General features: G+C 56.5%; 18 protein-coding genes and 1 pseudogene. 10 read left to right on the top strand and 9 right to left on the bottom strand.

What is annotated here, in order from left to right; translation table 11 throughout:
• Window positions 1-54: 54 nt before the first annotated feature.
• Window positions 55-951 (top strand): LysR family transcriptional regulator, encoded by an 897-nt coding sequence (locus BLX89_RS22270; RefSeq protein WP_075293160.1) that lies wholly within the window; start codon window positions 55-57, stop codon window positions 949-951.
• A gap of 231 nt (window positions 952-1,182) precedes the next feature.
• On the opposite strand, the gene BLX89_RS22275 is transcribed toward BLX89_RS22270, so the two are convergent.
• The 4 genes from BLX89_RS22275 to BLX89_RS22285 form a co-directional block, all read right to left on the bottom strand.
• The gene (locus tag BLX89_RS22275) at window positions 1,183-1,974 is read right to left on the bottom strand and encodes an alpha/beta hydrolase (protein ID WP_245292902.1); all 792 of its coding nucleotides are present in this window, start codon (window positions 1,972-1,974) and stop codon (window positions 1,183-1,185) included.
• A gap of 170 nt (window positions 1,975-2,144) precedes the next feature.
• Window positions 2,145-2,336 carry a hypothetical protein gene (locus tag BLX89_RS25180; protein WP_245292903.1) on the bottom strand — a complete coding sequence of 64 codons (192 nt, stop codon included), beginning with the start codon at window positions 2,334-2,336 and terminating at the stop codon, window positions 2,145-2,147.
• Window positions 2,294-2,593, bottom strand: a complete 300-nt coding sequence (locus BLX89_RS22280) for a PA2169 family four-helix-bundle protein (protein WP_245292904.1) — start codon at window positions 2,591-2,593, stop codon at window positions 2,294-2,296. Before BLX89_RS22280 ends, BLX89_RS25180 begins: the two co-directional genes overlap by 43 nt.
• Window positions 2,594-3,229: 636 nt before the next feature.
• Window positions 3,230-3,403, bottom strand: coding sequence for a DUF3606 domain-containing protein (locus BLX89_RS22285; protein WP_075293161.1), 174 nt, complete (start codon window positions 3,401-3,403; stop codon window positions 3,230-3,232).
• A 661-nt stretch (window positions 3,404-4,064) separates the two neighbouring features.
• Between BLX89_RS22285 and BLX89_RS22290 the strand changes: the two genes are divergently transcribed.
• Both BLX89_RS22290 and BLX89_RS22295 read left to right on the top strand, forming a co-directional pair.
• Complete coding sequence (locus tag BLX89_RS22290; protein WP_075293162.1) at window positions 4,065-4,823, top strand: SDR family NAD(P)-dependent oxidoreductase; 759 nt, start codon at window positions 4,065-4,067, stop codon at window positions 4,821-4,823.
• 367 nt (window positions 4,824-5,190) lie between these two features.
• Complete coding sequence (locus BLX89_RS22295; RefSeq protein ID WP_143523727.1) at window positions 5,191-5,379, top strand: hypothetical protein; 189 nt, start codon at window positions 5,191-5,193, stop codon at window positions 5,377-5,379.
• A gap of 33 nt (window positions 5,380-5,412) precedes the next feature.
• Here BLX89_RS22295 and BLX89_RS25385 read toward each other — a convergent pair.
• Window positions 5,413-5,589, bottom strand: a pseudogene (locus BLX89_RS25385) (ChuX/HutX family heme-like substrate-binding protein); the annotation flags it as partial.
• A gap of 1,067 nt (window positions 5,590-6,656) precedes the next feature.
• Between BLX89_RS25385 and BLX89_RS22305 the strand changes: the two are divergent.
• From BLX89_RS22305 to BLX89_RS22325, 5 genes are all read left to right on the top strand, one after another.
• Window positions 6,657-7,202, top strand: coding sequence for a YciE/YciF ferroxidase family protein (locus BLX89_RS22305; protein ID WP_075293164.1), 546 nt, complete (start codon window positions 6,657-6,659; stop codon window positions 7,200-7,202).
• 201 nt (window positions 7,203-7,403) lie between these two features.
• On the top strand, window positions 7,404-7,880 hold the full coding sequence (locus BLX89_RS22310; RefSeq protein ID WP_075293193.1) for a hypothetical protein: 477 nt from the start codon (window positions 7,404-7,406) through the stop codon (window positions 7,878-7,880).
• A 197-nt stretch (window positions 7,881-8,077) separates the two neighbouring features.
• Window positions 8,078-8,869, top strand: coding sequence for a mechanosensitive ion channel family protein (locus tag BLX89_RS22315; RefSeq protein ID WP_075293165.1), 792 nt, complete (start codon window positions 8,078-8,080; stop codon window positions 8,867-8,869).
• 43 nt (window positions 8,870-8,912) lie between these two features.
• Window positions 8,913-9,167, top strand: a complete 255-nt coding sequence (locus tag BLX89_RS22320; protein ID WP_075293166.1) for a DUF2188 domain-containing protein — start codon at window positions 8,913-8,915, stop codon at window positions 9,165-9,167.
• A gap of 683 nt (window positions 9,168-9,850) precedes the next feature.
• Window positions 9,851-10,714 (top strand): SDR family oxidoreductase, encoded by an 864-nt coding sequence (locus tag BLX89_RS22325; protein ID WP_198935189.1) that lies wholly within the window; start codon window positions 9,851-9,853, stop codon window positions 10,712-10,714.
• Between the two features lie 75 nt (window positions 10,715-10,789).
• Here BLX89_RS22325 and BLX89_RS22330 read toward each other — a convergent pair whose 3' ends face one another.
• Both BLX89_RS22330 and BLX89_RS22335 read right to left on the bottom strand, forming a co-directional pair.
• Complete coding sequence (locus tag BLX89_RS22330) at window positions 10,790-11,884, bottom strand: sialidase family protein (RefSeq protein WP_075293168.1); 1,095 nt, start codon at window positions 11,882-11,884, stop codon at window positions 10,790-10,792.
• Window positions 11,881-12,180 carry a SemiSWEET family sugar transporter gene (locus BLX89_RS22335; protein ID WP_075293194.1) on the bottom strand — a complete coding sequence of 100 codons (300 nt, stop codon included), beginning with the start codon at window positions 12,178-12,180 and terminating at the stop codon, window positions 11,881-11,883. The genes BLX89_RS22330 and BLX89_RS22335 overlap by 4 nt, the downstream gene beginning before the upstream one ends.
• Window positions 12,181-13,967: 1,787 nt before the next feature.
• Between BLX89_RS22335 and ligD (BLX89_RS22350) the strand changes: the two genes are divergently transcribed.
• Both ligD (BLX89_RS22350) and BLX89_RS22355 read left to right on the top strand, forming a co-directional pair.
• A complete protein-coding gene (ligD, locus tag BLX89_RS22350) occupies window positions 13,968-16,634 on the top strand; it encodes a DNA ligase D (RefSeq protein WP_075293171.1) in 2,667 nt (888 codons plus the stop codon).
• The gene (locus tag BLX89_RS22355) at window positions 16,631-17,050 is read left to right on the top strand and encodes a DUF4112 domain-containing protein (RefSeq protein ID WP_075293172.1); all 420 of its coding nucleotides are present in this window, start codon (window positions 16,631-16,633) and stop codon (window positions 17,048-17,050) included. The genes ligD (BLX89_RS22350) and BLX89_RS22355 overlap by 4 nt, the downstream gene beginning before the upstream one ends.
• A gap of 32 nt (window positions 17,051-17,082) precedes the next feature.
• Here BLX89_RS22355 and ligD (BLX89_RS22360) read toward each other — a convergent pair whose 3' ends face one another.
• Both ligD (BLX89_RS22360) and ku read right to left on the bottom strand, forming a co-directional pair.
• Window positions 17,083-18,114: a non-homologous end-joining DNA ligase gene (gene ligD, locus BLX89_RS22360; RefSeq protein ID WP_075293173.1), complete on the bottom strand. Its 1,032-nt coding sequence runs from the start codon at window positions 18,112-18,114 to the stop codon at window positions 17,083-17,085.
• The gene (gene ku / locus BLX89_RS22365) at window positions 18,111-18,923 is read right to left on the bottom strand and encodes a non-homologous end joining protein Ku (RefSeq protein WP_075293174.1); all 813 of its coding nucleotides are present in this window, start codon (window positions 18,921-18,923) and stop codon (window positions 18,111-18,113) included. Before ku ends, ligD (BLX89_RS22360) begins: the two co-directional genes overlap by 4 nt.
• Window positions 18,924-18,930 lie beyond the last annotated feature (7 nt).

Genomic DNA, 18,930 nt, shown 5'->3' on the forward strand with positions numbered 1-18,930 from the left:
ATATTGAGGAAGTGCACTATTGATAATCAGCCCATAAATCGCTTCTATCATTCCATGAAGGAACAAATCGCATTGGAGCGTCTGACCGGTCTCATCGCCTTTGCGCGCGCAGGTTCTCTTGGCAGTTTCACAGCGGCTGCCCGCGCACTTGCCATCTCACCTTCTGCTGTCAGCAAAAGCGTTCAGCGCCTTGAACAGCGGCTCGGAATCTCGCTCTTCACTCGCACCACGCGGTCCTTGGTGCTGACCCCTGAAGGCAGAGAACTGCATGACCGCGCCCTTAAGCTGCTGCAGGATGCAGAAGCCATCGAACAGTCTGCCATTGCCGCACGGTCGGAACCCGGAGGAACCTTGCGGGTGGCAGCCGCCCTCCCCGTGGGAATCCACATCGTCGCCGCTTCGCTGCCGGGCTTTCGGGCCCGGTATCCCAAGGTTTCGGTCGATCTGCGCCTGAATGATCAGGTCGTGGATCTGGTCAAGGAAGGTATCGATGTCGCAGTCCGATTAGGGGAACTTCCGGACTCGAACCTTTTGTCCAAACGCATGTTCGCGCTTCGTCTCTGCGCTTACGCAGCGCCCTCGTATATCGAATCGCGCGGTATACCCGCCCATCCCCTTGATCTGGAACGTCACGACATCGTCAACTTGCGGTACCAAAACAGCGGCCAGCTGTTTCGTTGGCCTTTCCAGATCGGGGGAAAGACAATCGAGGTTCTTCCATCGGCTCAGATCATAGTAGATGCGAGCGATGCCGTTATCGCCACGGTGGCCGCAGGAGGTGGAATTGGAATGGCCGCAACATTCATGGCGGCTCCCTATGTCGCCAGGGGATCCGAACACGCTGTTGATGGAGACGACATCACAGCCCTGTGGTCGGCAAGCCGCCGTACTAACCCCGCAGTGCGTGCTTTCGTTGACCACCTGCAGGCGACATTTCTGAAATTGGCCTAAGGCCGTGCGGAACGATGCACGTGAGAGTTTCGCCGATCTTAGACGTCTTCCAGCAAGGTTAAACGCCTTTCGCGGGCGACGTCACTAGGCGGCGAAAATGTAGGTCCCGCCCCTGGCGAGCGCTTCTTGTAAGCTGTACGATCCTAGATCCTCAGGCATCTAAGGATTCGCTTGGAGAGACTGTTATTGAGATGGTGGACGATCGGCGTCCAGCTCTTGGCTCTACAGGGACTATCTATAAAGTTTGTCGCGTAGGAAAATCGCAGCTTCGCTTGCCTCATTGGAAGAGATGGTGTGGCCAACGGCCGGAAACACTTTTAATAATACATCATATCCTGCCGACTTCAGCTGTCCGCTTGCCGCAACCGAAGCTGCCGACGGTATGGTCCTGTCTGCAGCGCCGTGCATGAGAAGGATCGCGGTTTTTGGAAAATCCGTCGTCGGCGGCAAGGGTAACAGCCCTGCGAAGCTTACGAGCGCCCCAACTTTCCAACGGCCTGAAGCCACTGCGTCGAGGGCCATGATCGCGCCCTGCGAGACTCCGACGAAGGCGACGTCTTCGAGATCGTTCTCAAACTCTTCGCGTTCCACGATTTGCAAAACCAGATCATCGAATGCCTGCCGGGCCGCTTCTATGCGGTCGGGACGCATGGCCTCATCATCGACCGCAAACCATTGACGCCCGCCTGATTGATGTGGAAAAGGCGCATCGGGTGAAACGAACTTCGTATTCGGAAGAGTCGATTTCCAGGATCGTCCGATGGACTCCATAACCGATCCCTTTCCCCTAATACCATGAAAGAAAATGACCAGCCGATCTGGCCGAGGCACTGTTGGAGCCAAGACGTTGCTTTCGCCTGCGAGAGCTTGTGCAGTATCAGCTGATTCAACGTTCTGCGTTTTGCCGCGTGAAGCCAAAAGCGAAATCGGCGGCGCCACCGACGCCTTCACTGTCGCTGCTGCCATTGGTGTGACCAAGACGCTGAACACCAGGCCAACAATGGCTGGGAGGGATGAATTCATAAGAGCCCTCGAATGGTAATCTCCAAACCCTAGCCCGAAAGCTTCCGTTCCGTTGGGTTTCGTGGTCGTGTCTAATCGACTAGGAGGGGAATGGGCGCTCCGCTGAACTCAGGAAGCACCCTCTCCTGGCCGCGGGCGCACGCAACATTGCTTGCACCTGTTAACCAGGATCAGAGGCTCTTCGCTGTCGCCTCCATCCAGGCACGATGACGCTCCTCATCCTGATGTGCCTTCATGAAAAACGCTTTCGACGCCGGGATCGCATCCGGATGACGGGAGGCGCTTTCGTAGGCAGCCACCGTATCGTCCTCGTTGGTCTTCATCGCCTTGAGGATCGCGGCATCGCCCATGAGATCGGCCAATGCGATTTCCCTGTCGTCAGCATCTGCTTCATGTCGCCTCCCCTAGGCGCTTCAATGCCGAATTCACGAGCCATCTCGTTGAGGACCCCGACATGCTGCAGGTGGTCTTGCTTGAACTCGGCAATTTTAACACTGAGCGTCTCGTCGTCCAGACGGTTGATGCAGGAGTCGTATGCCGCGATGGCATCGTGCTCAAGGTAGATGAGGTTCTCTACCAGGTCCTTGATTTCGGGCTCGTTGCCTACCATGGGCACCATAGTGCTCTCCTTTGTGCCGGGAAGCGGGAGAACTGCGGATGGATGCGTTTGTTCCCCGCTCCGCCGCAAAGTCTCAATACGGCCGTAGCCCATGTTCACGCGGAAACGATCGGGTTGGGAATGGGGTTGCCTCACGCCTTCGTTCAGTTAGATCCGCATGCCGCCAAAACGTGCCGCTGACTAGGCATCATCTTAGGTTCATCGTAAAGCGGATGTGCCGGGCAATGCACGCACGTGTTTCGTGTTGAGGACGCTGTGGCTAGGTCTGCTCTGGACATTTTGCGGAGGCAAAACGCACAGGGGCGTCAAAGTTACAATCGCTCAACAGCCAACGCACTGCGAATGATCATTTTTGCTCCACGCTTTAGCGAAGCGTCCGTCATCACCAGAGGCTTTTTGACCGAGCGTCCCGAGTCGCGACGTGCACAAGGACGGCTGTCGACAGAATTATCGTCGACACAACAGCGGCGATTGAAAGCAGACCACGGTTCGACACATCCACAGATGCGCGTAGTCCTGCACCACTTCTCACTTTAATCTGGAATTCTGCTCGCTGGCGATCGCTACTCATTGAAGACGAAACGGCATCCTCGCCTTGCACGGGTTGCAAGAAGCTTGGTTCGTTTGACTCTTCCATCAGTCTTTCAAGTCCGCTTCGATCTTCTTGCGGCTATTGCCCACAGACTTGATCGCTTTCTTAACCTGGCTTTTTGAGACTCCCTCTTTTTTGGCTTCATAGCGGACCTCGTGTTCCTGTCCGCCAGCGACCTTAGCCCTATCTTGCGTGCGACCGCGTGCTGTTGTTGCCATATCGATATCTCCTCGCTGGCTACCTGATAAAGTGCTTAAACGTTTGGCGATTCACGTTGGTTCCGCTGGAGGGCGCATTGTGGCGTGTTGCGGGAGCCGCCGCCCAGATTCCCGGCACTGGTGTTTACGGAACGGTCTGCGTCTGATGGTCCTAGGGCGCTCGCAGACCGCTTATCACAATCGCATTGGAAGAGACGCTCGGCCCGTACATTGACCGCGTCGCGCTGATCACTGATTTGGAAGACGGTCTGCCGGCATCCTTCATGCTAACGGCGCGTTTGTCTCATTACAATTCGGCGCTGTCAAACCTTCAGATGGCCACATCTTGGCTTTAATTGGCCGTACCCGTCATGCGAATGATCACTGACGAAACTGGCTAGGATGCGAAAGTTTTTGACCGTAGTCGGAGGTGTGAACTGCAGCCTAAAAGTGCCACAGCACTGGAAGCAACCAAAAGTTTTAATGGACGACCTTAGTCTTGTCCTCGCCACAACTCGCGACCGGAAAAGCGACCTGCCAAACTTCGATAACAATCCGCGCCGCTGTGGAGGTGGCCCATTCCCGGATCGCGATAGAAACAATTCCACCACTGTCCTCGAAGTCCGTTAGGTACGCTCTATGTGGTTTTGGAACGACATAACGACCAAGAGCGGGAGGTCTCATGGAACAGGAGGGGGAAGCTCGCGCAATTCAGCGTACCGTCCTTTTGACAGGAGCTAGCCGGGGGATCGGCCATGCAACAGTAAAACTCTTCTACCAGAATGGCTGGCGAGTCCTGACCGTATCCCGTGCAGCCTTCAGCGAAGACTGTCCATGGCCTGGTGGCCGCGACAATCACATACAAGCTGATCTGGCCGATCCGACATGTTATGGTCGCCTCACGGGCGAGGTGCGAGAGCATCTAAATGGCACAGGCCTTTCTGCAATCGTCAACAATGCGGCGATATCCCCGAAGCTGGATGGGGGAATGCGAGCGGGAGTTCTGTCGACCTCATACGAAGACTGGCTCAAGGTTTTTAACGTTAACTTCTTCTCAGCGGCGACCCTTTCGCGCCTGCTTTTCAACGACCTCAAGGTAACGAGCGGCGCCATCGTCAACGTCACCTCCATAGCGGGCTCACGGGTGCATCCGTTCGCCGGACCCGCCTATGCCTGCTCTAAAGCTGCCATGGCCGCCCTCACCCGTGAACAGGCGTTCGAATTTGGTTCGCACGGCATTCGTGTCAACGCGATCGCGCCAGGTGAGATTGACACCTCAATCCTGTCGCCAGGAACAGAGAAGATCGTCGCCGACCAAATTCCGATGCACAGAATGGGCGATCCGGTTGAGGTCGCCAGGGTCATCCTGTTTTTGTGCACACAAGGAGCCTCTTACATCAATGGTGCCGAGATCAACGTGAACGGCGGCCAGCATGTTTAGGTTTACGTGCTCTTGGTGAACTCGCGATGCGGCGCAAAGCAGCCTCATTCTGGGAGCTGAGCCGGCGCTTCCCATTTGTCGAATTTGCATCGGGTGGGGATAATCTTACATGACTCTCGGAGCTTTATCCAGAACGACCAGCTGGTTGCAACGATACCCTCGGAAAAGGGATAAGGGTAGTGCAAATCACGCTTCTCACGCCATTCGCTTCTCGCCAGGTATCCGCTATGGCGGCATCGATTTTCGCGCGCTCATTGGTGGTTCGTCAGGTCTTAAATGAAGATCCATGCAGTGCTGGTGGAACTCAGCCCACGGCAGATGGTTTGTGCTTCACGCCCAGCGTTCCAGCGACCTTCAGGAGTGTATAATGCCCGATCACAGACGTGAAAATAGTGTTGATCCCAAAGCGGCGCCAAAACTTCCGGCGCAGAAGGCTGATCCAAAGCTTGAACCACCAATCCGGGAATCCAGCGAACAACTCTCCAAAGATATAACTGACCGCACGTTGATTCCGATCGGCCAAGATATCAAAAAGGGTGGCCCGGCTCTCGAATAGGCTGTGCCAGGTCGCGGGTTAAAAGACTTGCTTTTCGAACGGGCCGATCTTCTCATGGACGGCGCTTTCGTTGCGGGTCAGGGCCATGACGGTGCCGAGTTCCGGTGCGCGCTCGAGGAAGCGATTGTTTTCCCCAAGCCTCAATCTGGCGCCGTGCTTCACGCCGGTGGCAGTCCACAATCTCAACGAACTGCATTTGCAAACGATCATGACATGAAAAAAGCCACTCTGCCGTGGCGCAACCGAGTGGCTCCTCCCCGCATCATTTACATGCACATCATGACACAAGGAACGATTCATCCTGTCTCAGTTGTTGTCTATCAGATTTAGGTAAGTCTCTTATGACCCACTACGCATGGACTATTGAAGCAAAAGGCCGACAGCCAATTAAGAAGGTCACAACGTTGGAAGGGATCCGCGACGTTCTCCGCTTGCTTGATCTACCGGGTTTTTTCCCGTCGGATTGGTCGTCGATCGACGTGGGAATATCAGACCACGGCAACTATACCCACAACCAGGGGTGCGATGACGAGTGGTCGCTGAGGTGGACAAGAGTTGGCTTTCAGACCCTGACCGGTCGATACGCAGGGTCTTCCTCGAGGTCGGGATCATCTGCATAAGCCCAAGCGAGGGGTGAGGAGGCCCGCCTCAGTCGCATCGAGGGTTCGATTCCCCACTGCTGGCAGTCGGCTTAGACGGGCTTGCTCTATCCCGAAGGCATTAGTGTCTCATTCTCCGCCCCGCACACCTTCGGTTCGGCAACCAGAATTGTCTGGACGACCCGGAGCAAAAGGCGGCTGAGGAGACGGATCAACGCCATGCAGCTAAGAGAATGCATCTGGGACTCTTCGGAAAACATCGCGGGCCCTGTTGGCAACCTTGCCCGGTATGACGCTCAAGCCTCTGATCGACCCCGTCAAGGAGCTTCACACGGATACGGGATAAACGGAATCGGCGAGGTGCTTTCCTGGGCATCATCAGCTTTCATCGCCGGCAGCCCTCGTACGCACAGGGGTTATGCAACTCGTCACCAACGGTGTCGGATGATTCTGGGCAACTTCCGTACGAGGCGCCGGCAGTTCTGGTAGTTTACGGGGGCTCGTTCGAAATGAAGCCAAAAGCTGCTGAGGGCCCGGTTTCCAGGCCGCCTAAGATTTCCCACGTCCTGCCGGGGGTGATCAGAAGGGTCGTGACGCGCCGCACAGTGGAACATTCCTGGGGGCGTCGACTTTGTCAGCACCATAATCGCCACAAGAAGGCGAAACGGAGGACACGCCATGGTCAAACTTCTTGAAGACCTTTTTCTTGATACTCTCAAAGATGTCTACTTCGCTGAGCAAAAAATCGTGGCCGCGCTTCCAGAACTGGAGGCGGTCGCGCTGCACCCGCAACTCAAATCCGCCCTACGAAAGCATTTCGACGAGACGAAAGTTCACGTCGCGCGTCTGGAAGCCATCTTCAACGTGATCGGTGCGGAACCAGAGACGAAGATATGCAACGCCATCCTCGGCATCACCGATGAAGCCGCCGAGATAATCGCCGAATACAAGAGTTCGCCAGCACTCGATGCTGGTCTGCTGGCTACGGCGCAAGCGGTCGAGCATTACGAAATGTCGCGCTATGGCACCCTTCGAACCTGGGCCCTGGAACTCGGATATGAAGAGGCCGCTGAAATCTTGCAGACCACCCTGAGTGAGGAAGAGGCTTCCGATCTCGCTCTGACGACCATTGCTATTTCCGTTGTCAATCGAAATGCCGAAGGTATGGATGAAGCCACGGCCGGAGACAGCGTCCCGGCAAAATCATCCGGCTTCCCGCGGTAGGGTCGTTCAGCTGACGGTCACGGTCCCAACAATTGCAGCACCTGAAAGATCGAAGCCTGGCGGCGAAGCGGCTGATCACGCTCCAGGTGGAATAAATAAAATTCGTTGAGTGAGGTCCTCCAGACCGACTTAAATAATGTCGAACGTCGGGAACTTACTGGGAAAAACACGATTATCCGCACTAGAAAGGGAGACATCGACATGCCCAATCCCGCCCAATCGCCTGCTGTGCAATCTTTACGAAACGAGCGCGCTCAACAATCCCAAAAATTGAACGAGAACGACCTTCATAAGGCTCTTGAGCACACCTTTCCAGCCTCGGATCCGCTGTCTATAGCCCACACCTCGGTGCCTTCGGGCCGCGCCGATACGGATGCGGCGGAGCTGGTCGCGAATGCCGCCCCCGGTTCCAGCGGCGAGATATCTACGCCACATGGTGATGATGCCCTCAATGCCACAGATGACGGTCAACACGCCAAGACCGATGTTGCCACGCACCGGCGCAAGGCAGAGCGCCTTCCTGAAACGGTCTCTGAACTCGCCCCGGGGTCCAAAGTTATTAGAGTTTCCAGGGTTGAAGACGTGGTTCACCACATCGAAGATTTCGCAAGAGCCAAACCGCTCAAAGCTGTCGCTATCGCTGGGACAATCGCCTTTTTATTTGGTCTAACTCGATAGCTCGAAGACACTTTTAACCCGGCCGGCGTTGAAAAAGCGCCGGCTCATGTCGGGTATCCGGGTCCTTCACTACCCTGTAGACCCAGATGTTTGCAGGACCACGTGACAGCGCAACCGCTTGCATTTTCGGAACGATATCGCTCTGCCGGGGTTGAAACGAGCTCAGAATTTCCAATCGACTTTTGTCAGGAGCCTAAATGGAAGAGCAGACTGCAGCCGCTATCACTAACTCGCCGACTGCACTTGCTCGACTCGGCACACTTGCAATTCACTACGGACTATCTCTTGCCGGCGCTATCGTTCTCCTAGCGACTGGATGGATTCTGTCGGGCATCTTCAGCCGATGGGCCTACAAGGGTCTTGCTCACATCCATGGCATCGACGAAACACTAGCTCGATTTTTCGAGAAGGTTGTTCACTATGGTTTGCTGATCGTCGTTCTGGTTATGGTACTTGGCCGATTCGGTGTTCAGACCGCGTCTATCGTAGCTGCGCTTGGTGCAGCGGGTCTTGCGATAGGTCTCGCATTGCAGGGGACTCTCCAAAACATCGCAGCCGGCATCATGCTTTTGGTGCTTCGCCCGTTCAGGCTCGGCGACTTCATTGAAACGGCCGCTGTGAAAGGGAAGGTCGTCGAGGTTGGACTGTTTGCTACCGAATTACGGAATACCGATGGTCTTTACCTGCTAGCCCCGAACTCTACCCTATGGAACACACCGATTATCAACCACAGCCGTGAGCCCGAACGCCGCCAGGAAATAACTGTGGCTGTTGGGAACGACGCGGATATTAACGCGGTGAAACAGATACTGCTGGAAATCGTCGCTGCCGATCCGCGCGTGCAGAATAACCCGCAGCCACGGGTCGTGATCGACGACATTGCCTCTGATAAAGTAACGGTGAAGGCTGAATACTGGGCGGAAACCGCCCAATGGACGGAGACTCGTTTTGATATCGTTGAACGAATCAAAAACGCGTCTTGCCGATGAAGGCATCACTACCAAGTAAAAACTTAAGCCTTGGAGAGCTTCAATGCCCCTAGTTTATCACGTCGAAGAACATGATGGTGGATACGCATACCGGGTGAACAATGTCTGGTCCGAGCCGTTTCCTGATCATGACACTGCTCTTGCGGCGGCGAAGTCCGCGGCCCAACGGCAGCAACTCGGCGGTGAAGACACTGAGATTACCTTCGAAACATCAGACGGGCAGTGGCGTACAGAGCTGGCTTCGGGAGGAGATCGCCCTCAAACGCAGGTCATCGACGATAGCAGTACGAAACTTTGACCATTTCTTCGTCCCGCACCGCGTCTTCACGCCATATATAGACAACTTTTGGCTCCAGACATCCGCCTCAATCGTGCGCATAAACCATCCGAAATCGGCAATTCGCTCTGACGGGGCGCTTGCCGGAGCAGCGCCCTGATCTTGTATGCCGCATCCCTCACCAAGCGACGCGGTTGTCGTAGTTCTTGTCCCGCCAATCCGTTCGTGAAGACCTGCGGTTCCAGCAGCAGCGATTGCTCCAGTGTCCGAAAACTGCAGAAATTTGAGCCACAGGGCTACTACTCTCACGGTAGCGTCGCTCGATCTTAATTGGCGCGACAGGGGTGATCAAAAAACGGCCGCCGTCGCGATCGTGCATCCGGTTCGAACAGCGGAGGCAAAGCCATGTCTGGCACACACCGCCAGTCGATGAGCCCGTCCGCTCCTATAAGAGCGACGAAGCGCCGTCGCTGGCGGTCGCGTAATGCTCGAGAGGAAGAAAGCCATGACTGACTCGGGGGACGATGTGATGAAGCATTGGCACCATTCGCACTACCCTGGAGAAACGAGGATAAGGCGACATGATCTGTCGGGACAAAGCTTATCTGCCCGTCGTTGTTCCTAGTCGCTTTAGAATATATCGTGTGGAACCCAGGTCCCTCTTCACGGTTTAACCCGTACCCCCAAAAAAAAGGAGAGACCTGATGGAAGACACTCGACGTCCTATTCCGCCCTACCCGCAACAGCAGCAGAAACCACCTGGCAAAACAGCCCAGATGGAACCGGTCCCGGATCATGGAGAAAAGTCCTACAGCGGTAGTGGCAAGCTTAGTGGCAAAGTCGCCCTTATCACCGGAGCCGACTCCGGGATTGGTAAGGCCATTGCTATCGCCTTTGCCCGCGAAGGTGCCGACGTCGTCGTTTCCTACCTCAACGAGGACGACGATGCCCGCGACACTGCAACCTGGATTGAAGAAGCGGGCCGCAGAGCTCTCGTCGTTCCGGGCGACATCAAGAGCGAAGCGCACTGCAGGGATCTGGTGCAGCGCGCCGTGGACGAGCTCGGCGGTCTAGACATTCTCGTGAACAATGCCGCTTTTCAACGGACTTACGGGGATATCAGCGACATCACGGCGGAGGAATGGGATGAAACTTTCCGTACCAACATCTACGCGCCATTTTTCCTGTCTAAGGCGGCCGCTCCTCACATGAAGCCGGGCAGCTCAATTATCAATACGACTTCTATCCAGTCGCGGCAGCCGTCGCCGCAGTTGCTCGCCTACGCTTCCACAAAGGGCGCGATTTCCAATTTTACCGCGGGTCTGGCAGAGATGCTCGCAGAGAAAGGTATCCGCGTTAACGCAGTCGCACCGGGACCAATTTGGACGCCCCTCATTCCGTCAACAATGCCCGCGGAAAAAGCGGCCAAGTTCGGCGAACAAACCCTTTTAAAACGCGCCGGTCAGCCCGCCGAACTTGCCGGAGCCTACGTTTTGCTAGCGTCCGATCTGGGTAGCTATATGACGGGCGCAATCATTCCGGTAACCGGCGGCGAAGTTATGATTTGATGCGACTGGCCGCTTGGCATCAAACGTCGAGCGGCCAACCGTGGAAATACTTGCGATCGCAATGCTCGCTGTCCGTCAATCGACGCCAAATATCGAGGCGCTGATATAGCGTTCCCGTCCTTTTGGATCATTGAAATAATAGACTGCGACAATCTTACCATCGGGACGAACGACCGCTCGAGGATAGCCGAGGTCTGGTTCTCCTCCGTCGCACCGAAGTGTATATGGCGCAGACCATGAGTGCCCGTGATCCAGACTCATGACAAACCGGATTCCGAATGGAAGATCTCTAAAACCGAAGACAAGTACCAGTTTCCCACTAGGAAGCAGAACAAGGGCCGGCGGATTGCCCATGTAGCCGGTGTTTTCAACGGGCGTTCCTGAATGACGCCATGTTTGGCCGGTGTCGGTAGAGTAGTACGCCTCAAGCGCGTTTCTGTCCTGACCGCCTCTTCTGACAACGGTGTAAACCGTACCGTCCCGTAGCAACGCAGATGAGGGCATGATTGCGTATCCGTCGGGGCTATCGCAGACTACGCCCGTCTCCTTGAAGCTCATACCGCCGTCTGTCGTTCGCGCGCATATCACACGGCCCTCCGTTCCATCCCTTTTTGTAGCGGTTAGAAAAAACAGAGCGTCGTGCGGTCCGAGCGTCACAATATCGGTGCGGGCGGACAGCCCCCTTCCTAGGCCAACGAACGCGAAGGGACCGTCCCACGAGTATCCCCGGTCATGGCTTTTATAGAACCAGCTTTGCGGCGATCCTGTTATCCCCGTGCGCGCCGCCAGGACGATCGTTTCGGGGTCAGTAAAATCGATCGGAGCCGGCAGAACTTTTAAATCGCGGGAGGGTTCAAGTTTCTCATCAGCTTTGTTGCCGGGTTGCAGATGCTCATCTGCAGACAGACTGTTCCCTCCAGGAACATGACCTCGAAATGCTTCGGCGTTCCAAGTAACGCCACCGTCAAGGCTTCTGGACTGAACCGGCTCAAATGGGTGGTCTCGGTCCTCTAAATGGAGGTTCTCACTGTCAACGCCCAGTTTGCCGACCACGAAGCAGGCAACGATTTCTTCGCCCCAGCACCACAGTCCATAGTTGGCGGGCCAGCCCGCGAACGCGCCTTGTTCTCGATATATTTCTTGATGCACGGCATCGGCCAACCAAGTCATAGGCCGGTACCATTGTGGTTCGCACCCTTTAGAATCCGAAAAAGGATAAATGCAGAAAGGCAGAAGCAGATTGCGTTCGTGAGGATGATGGGCACTTCAGCTCGCATGAGCCCAAACGCGGTCCATAAGGCAAAGCCTGTAACGGTGAGGGAATACATTCTCGCTGAAAGCGCTGATGTGTCGCCTGAACGAACCACTTTCCAAGCCTGAGGCACGAAACTGGCGATAGAGCAGATGGAGGCCAGATATCCGATTATTATGGCTGCGTCCAATTCGCTCTTACCCCTTCCTTTCATGACGTCATACACGGTGCGCTATTGCCAGGCGCATAGGGAGTATAGGCCCCTAGGGGATGATTTCAGTGCCCTTGCTGGCACTGACAAAGAATCCCCGTGCTTCTTCAAGGTCTCTTCCGCCATCGACCGCAGCCCGGAAAACACTTTGGACTTCGACCTAACCAAACCCACAGAATTGGACATATTGTCAAAGGCGGCGAGGGCCTCCAAATAGCTTTTGCAACAACGCTACCTTTACCAGCAGGTCAACTTCAACGGGTTTCCTCCACCTCGTAGCCATCAGCAGATCATTCTCCGCCTCAAACTGAGAAACTCCCAGTTGGTTCCAACATCCGAGATCAGGATAGATGCGGTCTCAGGGGTCATCCCTGTGGCCTAATTTTCGTTCGTTTGGCAGCCACCTTACGCGTGTAGGGCGCGAAGGCCAGGCGCTTCTGATGAGTCACTTTCGCACAATTTACACACTTTAATGACGAGGCTCTTCTCCATCCAATTCCCCGGAGCCGTCGTGCCATTCTTGACGATGAAATTTTTCTTCGCTGTGCTCCCGATGGTCGCGCTCGGGTACATTCTAGGCGCTTTCATCGGCGGAGCATCTCGGGGCTGGCAGGTGCATCCAGGCCTCCTCATCTTGATTGCATATGGGATGGTTATGGCAATAGACAATTTTCGGGCGAGGTATCCTTGATGTCCTGCCCCTTGCCTGGTTTGGGCCATTGTCTACACCTTGAAACTCTTCCCCCCCTGCCCATTTGTGGCATCAGTGTGAGGGGGAACGCATGACATATGATTGGGACGGCCGTCGCACGCGGCTCATCAGCAGGCTTCGCGTTGGAGTTGCCGTTGCGTTAGTGGCACTTGCGGTGTCTCTGCCATTGGTGGTGGCGTTGTCAAGAGAGTGGTGAACGGGGCAAATGCGGCCGCGAGCGGGCTCGCTTTCACTTGCCGACGAAGCCGTAGTGCTGACAGTTCCTGTGGTTTCGACGGACTCTGCGCCGTCATCTTTCAATAGCGTTTCGACGCACAGTTCGGGCACCTGCCGACCAATTTTCGCGGTCTCATACGAAAAACATCAGCATTGTGTTGCCGTTCCTGCAGATCCTCATAGGAACGATGGCGGAGGTGTTAAATGCGGGCTTTTCGCGCTGCCTTGTGCAACTGCCCGAGCTCCAACAGGGCATTTGATTCAGACCGTGCCATCATATCTATCCAAACGATTCACGCTCTTATCAAGCGTTCTTATCCGTACTAAGACTCGGGAATTTTCGATTTCATCGCCCGATAGAATGCCGAACGTGCGACGGACAGAAGGTTGATATTGCAAACGCACCGCCGAGAGCCGGCATTCGCCGGTTAACCCGCGTAATCTTGCGATCTCCGGTTCGTTGTCAGGAACTGTGCTCGGTAATTGGTCAAGTTGCGGAAAGCATTGGAGCGCGGAGAACCAGAAGCATGAGGTACGGCCCGGAATGACGGATCGATAGGCTGAAGGAGAGCAGACGGATACCGAGATGGCCGTATAGCATTGGAACGCGACCGTGGTTTGGATCGCACGCCTAGCGCCGACGGCGCTCCTACCCGCGGCGTGGAACAAAAGGACAATCTGTTGCTTTTTGCCTCCTGAGGCGCGTGCTGTGTCAACCGGACGTGACAGGGATGACGAACCGGTGATTTCGCGGGTTTCTCATCGAGGCCAACGAAGCGGCAGTTGAGCGCATTACCTGTGCGGCTCACGCCTCATCCCGTCCTCATCCGAGGCGGGACGCGGATTTGTACTGGGGACTGCCATGGCCAGCGACAAGCTATCGACCTACAAGCAGAAGCGCGATTTTCAAAAGACGCAGGAGCCCAGCGGCGTGGCGAAGCTGAAGCCATCGCACCGCAAACGTTTCGTTATCCAGAAACACGACGCAACGCGGCTCCACTACGATCTGCGGCTCGAACTCGACGGCGTCTTTAAATCCTGGGCGGTGACCAAAGGCCCATCTCTCGATCCGAACGATAAGCGGTTGGCAGTCGAGGTGGAGGACCACCCTCTAGACTATGGTGACTTCGAAGGCACGATCCCCAAGGGCCAGTATGGTGGCGGAACCGTGATGCTGTGGGACCGTGGCTACTGGGAGCCAGATGGCAATAAGACGCCGGAGCAGGCCCTCGCCAAGGGCGACTTCAAGTTCACACTGGAGGGCGAGCGGCTGCACGGCAGCTTCGTACTGGTACGGATGCGCAACAATCGCGACGGGGGCAAGCGGATAAATTGGTTGCTGATCAAACATCACGACGATTTCTCGGTCGAGGAAGACGGCGCCGCTGTGCTTGAGGAGAACGCAACGTCGGTGGCTTCGGGCCGAACCATGGAGGCGATCGCCGCCGGTAAGGGCCGGAAGCCGAAGCCGTTCATGGTCCAGAGTGGCAACATTCAGGCCGATGCGGTCTGGGGCAACAACCAGGGCTTTGCTGCTGAAGAACCCAAAGCAGAATCCAAATCCGAAAGGAGATCCGGCCCAGCCAAATCTGCCAAACCACCAAAGTCTGCAATACCCGATTTTGTCGCGCCGCAGCTTTGCGAAACCCTCGAACGCCCGCCCTCGTCCGAAGGATGGATCCACGAGATCAAGTTCGACGGATACCGTATCCAGGCGCGCATCGTAAACGGCGACGTAACGTTGAAAACTAGAAAGGGTCTGAACTGGACGGAAAAATATCCGGCGATTGCTACATCGGCCGCAAATCTACCGGATGCCATTATCGACGGGGAGATTTGCGCCCTCGACGAAAACGGGGTGCCGGACTTCGCAGCGCTTCAGGCGGCACTCTCCGAGGGAGAGACTGACGCCCTGGTCTTCTTTGTCTTCGACCTGCTGTTCGAAGGTGATGAGGACCTGCGGCAGCTGCCGCTCACCGAGCGGAAGGAACGGCTGCAGAAACTGCTCGAAGATGCTGGCGAGGATCCACGCCTTCGTTTCGTCGAGCACTTCCAGACCGGTGGCGACGCCGTCCTGAAGTCGGCGTGTAAGCTGTCGTTGGAAGGAATCGTCTCGAAACAGGCCCAAGCGCCCTACCAATCGGGCCGCACCGAGACGTGGGCAAAGTCCAAATGCCGCGCCGGCCATGAAGTCGTCATCGGCGCCTATGCCAAAACCAACGGCAAGTTCCGCTCGCTGCTAGTTGGCGTCAACCGCGGCAATCACTTCGTCTATGTCGGCCGGGTCGGAACCGGCTACGGGGCAAAGAAGGTTGATACGATCTTGCCGAGGCTTCGGGAACTGGAAACATCAAAATCGCCCTTTACTGGGATTGGCGCTCCGAAGAGGGATCCCGATGTCGTCTGGGTCAAACCTGATCTGGTCGCGGAGATCCAGTTCGCTGGCTGGACGGCAGACGGCTTGGTCCGCCAGGCGGCATTCAAGGGATTGCGCGAAGACAAGCCTGCAGCCGAGGTCGAGGCAGAAAAGCCGGCCCCGCCTACGATAATAACCGAAACTCCGACGCCAACCCGCACCAAGACAGTAAGGCAGGCTCGCGGCAAGAACGCCAAGGCCGAGGTGATGGGCGTGGTGATTTCCAGCCCGGACAAGGTCCTGTGGCCGGACGCCACTGACGGAGAACCGGTCACCAAGGAAGATCTTGCCCGGTATCACGAAATCATCGGTCCATGGCTGATTCACCACATTAAGGGGCGCCCATGCTCGATCATCCGGACGCCGGACGGAATCGGCGGCGAGCAGTTCTTCCAGCGGCACGCGATGCCCGGAACCTCGAACCTGCTTAAACTGGTCAAAGTGTTCGGCGACAAGAAACCCTATCTGCAGATCGATCGGGTTGAGGGCCTTGCCGCGATCGCCCAGATCGGCGGCGTCGAGCTGCATCCCTGGAATTGCGAACCGGGCCAGCCGGAGGTGCCCGGTCGTCTCGTCTTCGACCTTGACCCGGGTCCGGAAGTTCCCTTTTCCACCGTCGTCGAAGCCGCGCGGGAAATGCGTGACCGGCTGGAGGAACTCGGCCTTGTAAGCTTCTGCAAGACCACCGGTGGCAAGGGTCTGCATGTCGTCACCCCGCTGGCCGTGACGAAGAGCAAAAAGCTGTCATGGCGGGAAGCGAAAGGGTTCGCACACGATGTGTGTCTGCAGATGGCACGCGAGAACCCTGAGCTCTATCTGATTAAGATGGCCAAGAACCAGCGCAACGGCCGGATCTTCCTCGACTACCTCCGTAACGATCGCATGGCGACGGCGGTTGCGCCCCTATCGCCACGCGCTCGGCCGGGCGCGCCTGTATCGATGCCGCTGACCTGGAGCCAAGTAAAGAGGGATCTGGATCCGAAGCGGTTTACTTTACGCACGGTGCCTGGACTTCTGGCGAAAACCAGCGCTTGGCAGGACTATTGCGACGGACAGCGCTCGCTGGAGCAGGCGATTAAGCGCCTGGGCAAGATGACGAAAGCGGCGGCATGACATACGAGCGGGCACATCGTCAGTACACGGATTTCCGCAACGTCGGCCGTCTGGCCCGCCTGCGCCGCATTCGCGGGTTGGCGCGGCTCATGGATACGGCGCTACGCATTCCCGGCACACGCTTTTCGCTTGGAGCAGATTCAATCGTGGGGTTAGTGCCGGGCGTCGGGGATTTCGTCGGCGCTGCGATCAGTCTTTACATCGTCAACGAGGCGCGGCGGCTCGGCGTGCCCAATGACAAGCTTATTAAGATGTTGGTCAATATCGGCTTCGATGCGGCGGCCGGAAGTGTCCCATTGTTAGGGGACCTGTTCGACGTCTACTTCAAATCCAACCGCCGTAACCTCGATCTCGTTCTGGATCATTTTGGTCTCGAGCATTCCGACCTCGATCGCAGATGGCCGACACAGGAATGAACCCCGCCCGTTCGACAGCCGCCGATATCAGCTCAGTCGAGCTTGTAAACTGCAGCGTTGTCCTGAATCTCACGCAAGCCTTTATAGGATGCATGTCGCAGATTGCCGTCATCGGTCCAGCTGCGGAATTCGATTTCAGCAATCAGCGTCGGCTGCGCGAAGACGTAGTTCTTGCCCTTGAGCGGCACGACAGGATTCCGCGTCTTGAGCGCATCGAGCGTCCTCTTCAGGTATGATGCATGCTGTGCTTTGAAGCCCGTTCCGACGGCGCCGACATAGACCCAATTGTGTCCGCGCCGGGCGGCCAGCAGCAGGCTGCCGATACCACCGCGTGCAACGGCGGACTGTTCGTAGCCGACGATCATGAAGCTTTCACTCTGGGTACATTTGATCTTTACCCAGTCGCCTGTCCTTCCCGAACGGTACGGACGATCCCGGTGTTTGGCGATGATACCTTCCAACCCGAGCGACCTTGCTTTTTCCAGGACTTCGCCGCCATCTCCTTCCACCTCGTCGGAGAGACGTATCGCGCCAATGGCTCCGTCAAGCAAGTCTGTCAGCAGATGCCGGCGGACCGACAGCTCTGTCTTCGTCAAATCGTGTCCGTCGAAGTATAAGAGGTCGAAGGCGAAGAGGATTGAGTCCTCAGAAGCACGCTTGCCGCCGCGTCCGCCGAGCGAGCGTTGCAGCGCTCCGAAGTCGGCCCAGCCCTCGCTGTTTAGCACAACAGCTTCTCCATCCAGGATCGCAGTTCCGACCCCGAGCTCTTTGGCAGCTGCAGCAATCGCGGGAAACCGATGTGTCCAGTCATGGCCGCCGCGGGTAATGATTCGCACGCTCTTCGGCTCGATGTGAACCGCGAGTCGATAGCCATCCCACTTGATCTCGTAGGCCCAGTCCGATCCGACCGGTAGAGCTGTCTTCAGCAAGGCCAGACATGGCTCGACCCTATCGGGCATCGGATCGAACGGAAGATTTGGCTGTGCCGGATCGCGCTTTCGGTGCGGCTGGGATTTGGCGGAAAGACTGTCGTGCCGCAGCAGGGGCTTCGCCGATCTTGTCATTTGCTCGACCGTATCTCGGCCGCGACCGACTTTTTCAAGGCATCCATAATGTTGATGACGTTGTTGGGTGCAGCCTTCCCCGATGCTGGCGGCTTGGCTTTTCGCGGCTTCTTCAGCGCCTTCTTCTTGTCCGCGATGATATCGAGCAACCGGTCCTGGACCGGATCGACGACCATCTTGGGATCCCATCGCTGGGTCTGCGTTTTGATCAATTGCTGTACCAGGGGCAACATCTCGCTGTCCGCAGTCTCGTCGTCGTCGATTCCGGCGAAATAGGTATCCTCATCACGCACTTCATCACCATAACGTAGCGTCCAGAGGATGATTCCCTTGCCTCGTGGCTCCAGCATGACCGCGCGTTCTCGCCGGGAGATCACAAGACGGGAGATGCCGACCATCTCCTGCGCTTCCATGGCGTCCCGGATGACGGAAAAGGCCTCCTGGCCGACCGGATCGTTGGGCGACAGGTAATACGGAGTTTCGAGCCAGATCCATGCCACATTGTCACGGGGCGTGAAGGTCGAGATGTCGATGGTCTTGGTGCTGTCGAGCGCGACGTTCTCCAGCTCCTCGTCTTCCAGTATGATGTAATCGTTTTCCCCACGCTGGTAACCTTTGACCTCGTCTTCATCCCTCACTTCTTTGCCGGTGACAGAATCGACATAGCGGCTGACGACGCGGTTCCGGGTCTCGCGATTAAGCGTGTGAAAGCGAACCTTCTCGCTCTGCGAGGTCGCCGGCATCATCTGCACTGGGCAGGTGACCAGCGAAAGCTTTAGATAGCCTTTCCAATAGGGGCGAACTGCCATTGTCTCC

Source organism: Pararhizobium arenae (assembly GCF_001931685.1).
Taxonomy (GTDB): Bacteria; Pseudomonadota; Alphaproteobacteria; order Rhizobiales; family Rhizobiaceae; genus Pararhizobium; species Pararhizobium arenae.